The sequence below is a fragment of the Streptomyces muensis genome (assembly GCF_021474425.1).
Classification (GTDB): Bacteria; Actinomycetota; Actinomycetes; order Streptomycetales; family Streptomycetaceae; genus Streptomyces; species Streptomyces muensis.
The window spans coordinates 1-9,508 of record NZ_JAKEIP010000297.1 but is presented as its reverse complement, the minus strand read 5'-3'; the positions used below and the strand labels follow the sequence as shown (position 1 = coordinate 9,508).

The window sequence follows — 9,508 nt, the reverse complement described above, 5'->3', positions numbered from 1 at the left end:
GGTCCAGGGAGGGGCGGACGGGGCCGTGGCCGGGGGAGAGGTGCAGTCCGCGGGACGTGAGGGCCAGGCGGGTGGTGGCCACGTCGCCGTCCAGGGCGTACGGCGCCGCCCACGCCAGCGTCGCCATGGCCTCGCCCGACGCCAGCGCGGGCAGGAGGCGCTTGGCCGGGCCGGGGTCCGGCAGATCGGTGAGCAGTACCGCCGCCGTGACCGTCTCCACCAGCGGTCCCGGCACCGCGTGACGCCCCAACTCGACGAAACCGACCACGAGTTCGACGGGCCGGCAGCCCAGCCCCTCGTACGTCTCCGGAACCGCCAGCCCGAACACGCCCGCCTCGGCGACACGGCCCCACAGCGCCCGGCCCCGCGTGTGCTCGCCCCGGCTCCAGTCCCGCACGACCGAGGGCGTGTCGGCGGCCGCCAGCATGGCGTTCAGCGAGTCGCCGAAGGCACGCTGCTCGGGGTCGAGGAGGAAGCGCATCAGCGGGGTCCTTTCGGTGGCCGCGGTGTTCCTTTCGGCGTCGGTACCCGGACGCGCTCCCCCGAGCGTCGGCGGAGCCCCGCGCATCAGCGTCGCCCTTTCGGCAGGCCCAGCAGGCGCTCGGCGATGATGTCGCGCTGGATCTCGTTCGTCCCGGCGTAGATCGGGCCGGCGAGTGAGAAGACGTACCGCTCCGCCCAGTCCGTGTCGCCCAACTCGCCCTCGGCGCCCAGCAGATCGAGGGCCGTCTCGTGCAGCGCGATGTCGTACTCCGACCAGAAGACCTTGTTCAGACTGGACTCCGGGCCGATCGACTCGCCGTCGAGGAAGCGGGAGGCCGCGGCGAAGGTGAAGAGCTGGTAGGCGCGGGCGCCGATCAGGGCGTCGGCCACACGGTTCCTCGCGCTCCGCGGGCTGCCCCGGTCCTGCCAGAGCTGGTGGAGCCGGTCGGCGCTCGCCAGGAATCGGCCCGGGGAGCGCAGCATCAGACCGCGTTCGTTGCCCGCCGTCGACATCGCGATCCGCCAGCCCTGGCCCGGCTCGCCGATCACGTCCTCGTCCGGCACGAACACCTCGTCGAGGAACAGCTCGGCGAAGGCGGGCCTGCCGTCGAGGCGGGTTATGGGGCGGACCGTGACACCGGGGGCGCGCAGGTCGAACATCAGGTAGGTCAGGCCCTGGTGGGGCTTCGGGGCGTCCGGGTCGGTGCGGAACAGGCCGAACGCGCGATCGGCGAAGGCGGCCCGCGACGACCAGGTCTTCTGGCCGGACAGCAGCCAGCCGCCCGCCACGCGCGTGGCCCTCGACCTCAGCGAGGCCAGGTCGGAACCGGCCTCGGGCTCCGACCACGCCTGCGCCCAGATCACCTCGCCGGTGGCCATGGGCGGCAGCACGCGCGCGCGTTGCTCCTCGGTGCCGTGGTCGAAGAGGGTCGGGGCGAGCAGGCTGACGCCGTTCTGACTCACGCGGCCCGGTGCGCCCGCCGCGTAGTACTCCTCCTCGAACAGCAGCCACCGCACCAGCGTGGCGTCCCGGCCGCCGTACGCCGTGGGCCAGTTCACCACCGACCAGCGACCGGCGGCGAGCTCGGCCTCCCACGCGCGGTGCGCCGCGAAGCCCTCCTCGGTCTCCAGGGACGGGAGCGGATCGGGCGGCACATGCGTGCGCAGCCAGGCGCGTGCCTCGCCGCGGAACGCCTCGTCGGCGGCGGTGTGGGTGAGGTCCACGGTCCTGCTCCCTCCCTACGGGCCCTACCGGTCTTCCCTAACAAGTGTTTGGTAGGTTAGCGTGCTGCTATGACAAACGTCGAGGCGCCGACGTACGTTCCCGGGCACGGACTGCTCCGCGGGCGCACGGCCGTCATCACCGCGGCGGCCGGCGCCGGCATCGGCGGTGCGACCGCGCGCCGCTTCCTCGAAGAGGGCGCGCGCGTGCTGATCAGCGACGCGCACGCACGGCGGCTGAAGGAGTACGAGGCGGAGCTGGCCGGGGAGTTCGGTGCGGCGTCGGTCGCCGCGCTGCCCTGCGACGTGACCGACGAGTCGCAGGTCGGGGCGCTGTTCGAGGCCGCCGTGGCCGAGCACGGACGGCTCGACGTGGTCGTCAACAACGCGGGCCTCGGCGGGACTTCACCCCTCGTGGACATGACCGACGAACAGTGGTCGAAGGTCCTCGACGTGACCTTGAACGGCACCTTCCGGTGCACCCGGGCCGCCCTGCGCCGGATGCGCGACACCGGACGCGGCGTGATCGTCAACAACGCCTCCGTCGTCGGCTGGCGCGCCCAGGCCGGGCAGGCGCACTACGCCGCCGCCAAGGCGGGCGTGATGGCGCTGACCCGGTGCGCGGCGATCGAGGCGGCCGAGTACGGGGTCCGGGTCAACGCGGTCTCCCCGAGTCTCGCCATGCATCCCCACCTCGCGAAGGTGACGACTCCCGAACTGCTGGAGGAACTGACCGCGCGCGAGGCGTTCGGGCGGTACGCCGAGCCCTGGGAGGTGGCCAACGTGATCGTCTTCCTGGCCTCGGACTACTCCTCGTACATGACCGGAGAGATCGTCTCCGTCAGCGGCCAGCACGCCTAGGACGACAATGGACCCGTGCCGACCAAGAAGAAGCCCCAGGTGACCGCCGCAGCCGCCCGGCGGCGCGAACTCCTCGACACCGCCGCCGAGGTCTTCGCCGAGCAGGGCTACAACGCCACCACCGTGCGCAAGATCGCCGACCACGCGGGCATGCTCGCGGGCAGCCTCTACTACCACTTCGACTCCAAGGAGTCGATGCTGGAGGAGATCCTGCGGACCTTCCTCGACGAACTCTGGGGCGGCTACGACGCTGTCCTGGGCGCCGAGCTCGGTCCCCGCGAGACCCTCGAAGCGCTGGTCACCGAGTCGTTCCGGGAGATCGACCGGCACCGCGCCGCCGTCGCGATCTACCAGAAGGAGAACCGGCAGCTGGTGGCGCAGGAGCGGTTCGCGTTCCTCGCCGAGTCGCAGCGCCGGTTCGAGAAGGCGTGGCTGTCCACGCTGGAGCGCGGGGTCGCGGCCGGGGTGTTCCGGTCCGACCTCGACGTCCGGCTCACCTACCGGTTCGTGCGGGACACGGTGTGGGTCGCCGCGTCCTGGTACCGGCCCGGCGGACAGCACAGCCCCGAGGAGATCGCCCGGCAGTACCTGTCGATGGTGCTGGACGGGATCGCCGTACGTACGTAACCCACTGACGAGTCCGGGGAGTTGCCATGGCCGAGGCCTACATCGTCGAAGCGGTCCGTACACCCGTGGGGCGGCGCGGGGGAGGACTGAGCGCCGTCCACCCGGCCGACCTGGGCGCGCATGTGCTGAAGGAGCTGGTCGGGCGGGCCGGCATGGATCCGGCCGCCGTCGAGGACGTCGTCCTCGGCTGCCTGGACGCCGTCGGGCCGCAGGCCGGGGACATCGCGCGGACCTGCTGGCTGGCGGCCGGGCTGCCCGAGGAGGTGCCGGGCGTCACCGTGGACCGGCAGTGCGGGTCCTCCCAGCAGGCCGTGCACTTCGCGGCGCAGGGCGTGCTGTCCGGCACGCAGGACCTCGTGGTCGCGGGCGGCGTGCAGAACATGTCGATGATCCCGATCGCCTTCGCCACCCGGCAGGCCGCCGAACCGCTCGGCCTCACGGCGGGCCCCTTCGCGGGCAGCGAGGGCTGGCGTGCGCGGTACGGGGAGAAGCCGGTCAACCAGTTCGTCGGCGCCGAGATGATCGCCGCGAAGTGGGGGATCAGCAGGCAGGACCAGGAGGAGTTCGCCCTGCGCTCGCACCAGCGGGCGTTGCGGGCGATCGACGAGGGGCGCTTCGAGCGGGAGGTGGTGGCCTACGGCCAGGTCGGCGTCGACGAGGGGCCGCGCCGGGACACCTCGCTGGAGAAGATGGCCGGGCTGAAACCGGTCGTCGACGGTGGCACGATCACGGCCGCCTGCTCCTCCCAGGTCTCCGACGGAGCGGCCGCGATGCTGCTGGCCTCGGAGCGGGCGGTGCGCGAGCACGGGCTCACGCCCCGGGCCCGGGTGCACCACCTCTCGGTGCGCGGCGAGGACCCCATCCGTATGCTCACCGCGCCCATACCCGCCACCGCCCACGCCCTGAAGAAGACCGGCCTGTCCATCGACGACATCGACCTCGTCGAGATCAACGAGGCCTTCGCGCCGGTCGTGCTGGCCTGGCTGAAGGAGACCGGGGCGGATCCCGACAAGGTCAATGTCAACGGCGGGGCGATTGCCCTGGGGCATCCGCTGGGGGCTACGGGGGTCAAGCTGATGACGACCCTGCTGCATGAACTGGAGCGAACCGGGGGGCGGTTCGGGCTGCAGACGATGTGCGAGGGCGGGGGGCAGGCGAACGTGACGATCATCGAGAGGCTGTGAGACGCCGACCGGAGCGCCGCCAGGGGCCGTGGGCGTGTGCGAGTCCGTCGTGGCTGGTCGCGCAGTTCCCCGCGCCCCTATGGGGCGGTGTCGAACCCGGGGCGGCTCAGAGGTCCCCGAGTCGCTCCCGGGCCTCCCCTGCCTCCTTCATGATCCGCTCCACCAGCTCCCCGCACGACGGCAGGTCGTCGATCACCCCGGCGACCTGCCCGGACGCCATCACCCCGAGATCGGTACGGCCGTCCACCATGGACGCCTTCAGCAGCATCGGGGTGTTCGCGGCGAGCAGGACCTGGCTCCAGGTCAGGTCCTTGCCATGTCTGAGCGCGCGACCGTCCTGGACCATGCGGAGCCAACTCGTGCCGGACAGCTTCCGGTAGCGCGCCGCCCTGCGGACCGCCTGGAGAAGCGTCCGCGTACGGCCGGAGCGCTCCAGGGCGTCGACCAGTTCCGTGCGGAGCATCCGGTGCGGGAGGCCGTCGACGGCCCGGGTCACCGTCACGTCCTTGACCGTCGCCGCCAGATACCGGGCCTTCACCGCGTCCGGCACCGTCGAGTCCGAGGTGAGCAGGAACCGCGTGCCCAGGGCGATGCCCGACGCCCCGTAGGCCAGCGCGGCGACCAGGCCCCGGCCGTCGAAGAAGCCGCCCGCCGCCACGACCGGTATGTCCACGGCGTCGACCACCTGCGGCAGCAGCACCGTCGTCGCCACGTCCCCGGTGTGCCCGCCGCCTTCCCCGCCCTGCACGATCACCGCGTCCGCGCCCCAGGCCGCGACCTTCTCGGCATGCCGCCGGGCGCCGACCGAGGGGATGACGATCACACCCGCGTCCTTCAGCTCGGTGATCAGCTCGGCGGAGGGAGCGAGGGCGAAGGACGCGACCCGCACCCCCTCGTCGATCATCACGCGGACCCGGTCACCGGCGTCCGAGGCGTCCGCGCGCAGATTCACGCCGAACGGCGCGTCGGTACGGGACCTGACCTCGCGTATCGCCTCACGCAGCCGGTCGACGGTCATCGTCGCGGAGGCCAGGACGCCCAGGGCACCCGCGTTCGCCGTCGCCGAGACCAGCCGGGGGCCCGCCACCCAGCCCATCCCCGTCTGCACGATCGGGTGGCGCACCCCGACCAGCCGGGTCAGCGGCGTGTCCATCACGCACCGACCTCCCGGGTGCGGGTGTTCGCCGGGTCGATGACCTCGCGGATGAGGCGCAGTTCGGCGGCGGTGGGCTCGCGGGTCGACGGCACCACGTCCGGGACGACCAGGTCGAACGCGGTCGCCTCCCGGACCTGATCCAGCGTGACACCAGGGTGGAGCGACGCCAGACGCATCGCGTGGTCGGGCGTCGCGAAGTCGAAGACGCCCAGGTCGGAGACGACACGTGGGATGCGGTGGAAGCGCGCGCCCGCCGCGTGGTCGTATCCCACCCCGCACACCATGTCGACCTTCTCGACGAACACCCGCCGTGAATGCCGCGGAACCCAGTAACTGGTCGGGTTGTTCAGCGTGTTGACCGGCGCACCGCGCACCCCGAGCAGTTGCCGCTTCGGTCGCTCCCAGTCGCCGATGCACGAGATGTTCTGGTTGCCGTACCGGTCGATCTGGCTCGCGCCCATCATCACGTGCCGCCGGCCGCCGGTGACCAGGGTCAGGTGCTGTCGGTACGGCAGCCAGCCCTCGGTCGTGCCGTCCGGGCGGACGACCATCGCCTCGCCGTCGGTCAGCAGCAGGTCCGGCGCGAAGGTGAGCCGCGCCAGCCGGGCCCCCACGGACGGGATCAGACCCATGGGGCTCGCCAGGACCTCACCCGCGTCGCGCCAGGCCTCGGCGCAGGCGATCACGCAGTACTCGGCCCGGGTGGGCGGGAGCAGGGGCGTGCCGCTGGACTCCGTCATGACCCCTCGCCCTCCCTGACCACCGACTGGTACGCCTGCTCGTCCCCGCCGAGGAACCGCGCCGCGAACTCCGGCCAGGGCGTGGTGGCGTACGTCTTCTGGAAGGCCTCGTCCCGGCCGTAGTCCGGCGCGCAGGACGTGAAGTGCGCGCCGTTCGGGGCCTCGACGACCCCCGTCACCGTGTGCCGTTTGAGCAGGAGCGACTGCGGGGCCGCGTCCTTCGTCAGCTCGGCGGTGTCGACGACCCGTTCGCACGACACGTATGCCGCGTCCGCCGCCTCGCAGAACAGGTCGTCGAAGTACGGGTCGGGGCCCAGATACTGCCCGTTGCCCAGCCGGTCGGCGCGGTTGACGTGCACCAGGGCCGCGTCGAGCCGCAGGGCGGGCATGGCCACGAACGTCTCCCCGTCGTCGTACGGCGAAGTCACCGTCCGCAGACCGGGATTGACCCGCATCACGTCCGAACCGATCCCGGCCCGCACCGGCAGGAACGGCAGCCGGTTGGCGGCGGCGTGCAGTCCCCACATGAACATCGCCTCGTCGACCTCCGTCAGCTCGAAGGCGCCGCGTTCGCGGGCGGCGCGGAAGTTCGGTTCGAGGGGTATCGAGTCGAGCGTGGCGAAGGGGGCGACGAGTGTGCGGATCCGTCCGGCGGCGGCCAGCATCCCGACGTCCGGGCCGCCGTACGAGACGACGGTGAGGTCGGTGATGTCGGTCCGGAGCAGGGCCCTGACCAGGGCCATCGGTTTGCGGCGCGAGCCCCAGCCACCGATGCCGAGGGTCATGCCGCTGTGCAGCCGCGCCACGGCCTCGTCGGCGGTCATCGTCTTGTCGCTCACTACGCCCCCTCTTTCCCACTGCCGAAGGTGTCGCGGACCCGGTCGGCCACCCCGCTCAGGTTGGCCTCGAAGGTGAAGCCCTGCTCGAAGCGGTAGCTGTGGCGCACGTCCACGGGGTCGATGCCGTTGATGGCGGCCTTGGCGAGCCGCAGCAGCTGCCCGTCCTTCGCGGCGATCTCGCCGGCCAGCTCCAGGGCGGCGGCGCGCAGTTCCTCACGCGGGACGACCCGCCACACCGAGCCGTGCGCGTGCAGCTCGGCCGCGGTCGCCGTACGCGAGGTGTAGTACAGCGCGCGCATCAGGTGCTGGGGGACCAGCCGGGCCAGGTGGGTGGCCGCGCCCAGCGCTCCCCGGTCCAGCTCGGGCAGCCCGAAGGTGGCGTCCTCGCTCGCCACGATCGCGTCGGCGTTGCCCACCAACCCGATGCCGCCGCCCAGGCAGAACCCGTGCACGGCCGCCACGACGGGCACCTCGCAGTCGTACACGGCGGCGAAGGCGTCCGCGCAGCCGTGGTTGACACCGATCAGCGCGCCGGCCCCGTCCCGCTGCAACTCCTTGATGTCCACGCCCGCGTTGAACCCGCGCCCCTCCGCCGCCAGCACGACACACCGGATCTCCGGATCGCGGCCCGCCGCCCGCACGGCGTCGGCCAGGGCGAACCAGCCGTCCACCGGCAGCGCGTTGACCGGAGGGAAGTCGACCGTGACGACGGCGACCCCGCCCTGTCTGCCCTGTCCGCCCTGTCCGCTCTGTCCGCTCTGTTCGGTCCCCCTTCTCGGGAACGAGGTGGAGACACCCATGGCCGCATCAGCTACCTTTCCACCAAACGTTTGTTAGGTGATGAAGGGTAGCCGGGAATGGGGCTGGACGGGAAGGTCGTGGTCGTCACAGGCGGTACGCGCGGGGTGGGCGCGGGCATCGCGAAGGCCTTCGCCGAGGCCGGCGCGGACGTCGTCGTCTGTGCCCGCAGAGCACCCGAAGTCCCTTTGCCAGGCGCCGAGTTCAGGGAACTCGACCTCCGTGATCCGGAAGCCGTACGGGCCTTCTTCGCCGCCCTGCCCCGCGTGGACGTCCTCGTCAACAACGCGGGTGGTACGCCGTACCGGAGGTTGACGGACGCGGATGCCGAGCGGCACGCGCGCGTGATCGAGCTGAACCTGGTGGCGCCGCTGACGGCGTCCCTGGCCGCGTACGAGCAGCTGAAGCGGGCGCGGGGGTCGGTGGTGATGATCGGCAGCGTCAGCGGCGGCCGTCCCTCGCCCGGGTCGGCGGCGTACGGGGCGGCCAAGGCCGGGCTGGAGGGCCTGGCGCGCTCGATGGCGGTGGAGTGGGCGCCGGAGGTCCGGGTCAACACGCTGGTCCTCGGCATGGTCCGCACCGAGCTGGCCCACCTCCACTACGGGGGCGAGGACGGCATCGCGAGCGTCTCCCGCACGGTCCCGCTGGGGCGTCTCGCCGAGCCGGCCGACGTCGGGGCGGCCGCGGTCTTCCTCGCCTCCGAGGCCGCCGCCTACATCAGCGGGGCGAGTCTGCTCGTGCACGGCGGGGGTGAGCGGCCCGTGTTCCTGGATGCCGCAACGGTCAACAAGGAGGGATGACATGAGCCGTATGTGTGAGGGGCGGGTTGTGGTCGTCACGGGCGCGGGGCGCGGTCTCGGGCGCGCGCACGCGCTCGCGTTCGCCGCCGAGGGGGCGAAGGTCGTCGTGAACGACCTGGGTGTGGGGCTCGACGGTACGTCGGGCGACGCCGGCAGTCCCGCTCGGCAGGTGGTCGACGAGATTCGCGCGGCGGGAGGTGAGGCGGTCGCGCACGGCGGGGACGTTGCCACCAGCGCCGGGGCTGCCTCCCTGGTGGCGGCCGCGGTGGAGACGTACGGCCGTCTCGACACCCTTGTCAACAACGCCGGGTTCCTGCGTGACCGGATGCTGGTCAACCTCGACGAGGACGACTGGGACGCTGTCCTGCGCGTTCACCTCAAGGGGCACTTCCTTCCCCTGAAGCACGCTGCCGTGCACTGGCGGGCGGAGGCGAAAGCCGGGCGTACGCCGTTTGCCCGGGTCGTCAACACCAGTAGCGGCGCCGGGCTGTTGGGGGCGCTCGGGCAGGGCAACTACAGCGCGGCCAAGGCCGGCATCCTCGGGCTGACCGCCGTCGCGGCGGCTGAGCTCGGGCGCTACGGCGTCCAGGTCAACGCGATTGCTCCCGCGGCGCGGACGCGGATGACGGAACGGGTCTTCGCGGCGACGATGACGGTTCCCGACGCCGGGTTCGACGCCATGGCCCCCGAGAACGTGTCCCCGCTGGTCGTCTGGCTTGGTTCTGCGGGGAGTGAAGGCGTGACGGGGAGGGTCTTCGAGGCGGAGGGCGGCCGGATCACGGTCATGGAGGGGTGGCGG

11 protein-coding genes are annotated in these 9,508 nt (G+C 72.2%); 5 read left to right on the top strand and 6 right to left on the bottom strand.

Annotated features, from left to right (window positions below):
* Together L0P92_RS38295 and L0P92_RS38290 are read right to left on the bottom strand one after the other, a co-directional pair.
* Positions 1 to 481: acyl-CoA dehydrogenase family protein (locus L0P92_RS38295; RefSeq protein ID WP_234767744.1), on the bottom strand; the 481-nt coding region annotated here is incomplete at its 3' end.
* Positions 482 to 567: 86 nt separating this feature from the next.
* Positions 568 to 1,707, bottom strand: a complete 1,140-nt coding sequence (locus tag L0P92_RS38290; protein ID WP_234767743.1) for an acyl-CoA dehydrogenase family protein — start codon at positions 1,705 to 1,707, stop codon at positions 568 to 570.
* Between the two features lie 69 nt (positions 1,708 to 1,776).
* Here L0P92_RS38290 and L0P92_RS38285 point away from each other — a divergent pair, with 69 nt between their 5' ends.
* The 3 genes from L0P92_RS38285 to L0P92_RS38275 are packed head-to-tail and all read left to right on the top strand — an operon-like array spanning position 1,777 to position 4,376.
* The gene (locus tag L0P92_RS38285) at positions 1,777 to 2,565 is read left to right on the top strand and encodes an SDR family oxidoreductase (protein ID WP_234767742.1); all 789 of its coding nucleotides are present in this window, start codon (positions 1,777 to 1,779) and stop codon (positions 2,563 to 2,565) included.
* A 15-nt stretch (positions 2,566 to 2,580) separates the two neighbouring features.
* Positions 2,581 to 3,192 (top strand): TetR/AcrR family transcriptional regulator, encoded by a 612-nt coding sequence (locus L0P92_RS38280; RefSeq protein ID WP_234767741.1) that lies wholly within the window; start codon positions 2,581 to 2,583, stop codon positions 3,190 to 3,192.
* A gap of 26 nt (positions 3,193 to 3,218) precedes the next feature.
* Positions 3,219 to 4,376: an acetyl-CoA C-acetyltransferase gene (locus L0P92_RS38275; protein WP_234767739.1), complete on the top strand. Its 1,158-nt coding sequence runs from the start codon at positions 3,219 to 3,221 to the stop codon at positions 4,374 to 4,376.
* 106 nt (positions 4,377 to 4,482) lie between these two features.
* On the opposite strand, the gene L0P92_RS38270 is transcribed toward L0P92_RS38275, so the two are convergent.
* Genes L0P92_RS38270 through L0P92_RS38255 form a run of 4 tightly spaced genes read right to left on the bottom strand, consistent with a single transcriptional unit; the run spans position 4,483 to position 7,911 of the window.
* Entirely contained in the window at positions 4,483 to 5,529 is a 1,047-nt protein-coding gene (locus L0P92_RS38270) for an NAD(P)H-dependent flavin oxidoreductase (protein ID WP_234767738.1), read from the bottom strand.
* On the bottom strand, positions 5,529 to 6,272 hold the full coding sequence (locus L0P92_RS38265) for a CoA-transferase subunit beta (RefSeq protein ID WP_234767736.1): 744 nt from the start codon (positions 6,270 to 6,272) through the stop codon (positions 5,529 to 5,531). The genes L0P92_RS38270 and L0P92_RS38265 overlap by 1 nt, the downstream gene beginning before the upstream one ends.
* Positions 6,269 to 7,111 carry a CoA transferase subunit A gene (locus L0P92_RS38260; protein WP_234767735.1) on the bottom strand — a complete coding sequence of 281 codons (843 nt, stop codon included), beginning with the start codon at positions 7,109 to 7,111 and terminating at the stop codon, positions 6,269 to 6,271. The genes L0P92_RS38265 and L0P92_RS38260 overlap by 4 nt, the downstream gene beginning before the upstream one ends.
* Positions 7,111 to 7,911: an enoyl-CoA hydratase family protein gene (locus tag L0P92_RS38255; RefSeq protein ID WP_234767734.1), complete on the bottom strand. Its 801-nt coding sequence runs from the start codon at positions 7,909 to 7,911 to the stop codon at positions 7,111 to 7,113. The genes L0P92_RS38260 and L0P92_RS38255 overlap by 1 nt, the downstream gene beginning before the upstream one ends.
* 57 nt (positions 7,912 to 7,968) lie before the next feature.
* Here L0P92_RS38255 and L0P92_RS38250 point away from each other — a divergent pair, with 57 nt between their 5' ends.
* Positions 7,969 to 8,709, top strand: a complete 741-nt coding sequence (locus L0P92_RS38250; protein ID WP_234767732.1) for an SDR family oxidoreductase — start codon at positions 7,969 to 7,971, stop codon at positions 8,707 to 8,709.
* Position 8,710: 1 nt separating this feature from the next.
* A partial coding sequence (locus tag L0P92_RS38245) for an SDR family oxidoreductase (RefSeq protein ID WP_234767731.1) occupies positions 8,711 to 9,508 on the top strand: 798 nt, incomplete at its 3' end.

What these genes read in the sequence shown, in the direction of transcription:
- L0P92_RS38285 (WP_234767742.1), top strand. Translation starts at nt 1,777, where the DNA reads ATGACAAACGTCGAGGCGCCGACGTACGTTCCCGGGCACGGACTGCTC.
- L0P92_RS38275 (WP_234767739.1), top strand. Translation starts at nt 3,219, where the DNA reads ATGGCCGAGGCCTACATCGTCGAAGCGGTCCGTACACCCGTGGGGCGG.
- L0P92_RS38270 (WP_234767738.1), bottom strand. Translation starts at nt 5,529, where the DNA reads ATGGACACGCCGCTGACCCGGCTGGTCGGGGTGCGCCACCCGATCGTG.
- L0P92_RS38265 (WP_234767736.1), bottom strand. Translation starts at nt 6,272, where the DNA reads ATGACGGAGTCCAGCGGCACGCCCCTGCTCCCGCCCACCCGGGCCGAG.
- L0P92_RS38255 (WP_234767734.1), bottom strand. Translation starts at nt 7,911, where the DNA reads ATGGGTGTCTCCACCTCGTTCCCGAGAAGGGGGACCGAACAGAGCGGA.
- L0P92_RS38250 (WP_234767732.1), top strand. Translation starts at nt 7,969, where the DNA reads ATGGGGCTGGACGGGAAGGTCGTGGTCGTCACAGGCGGTACGCGCGGG.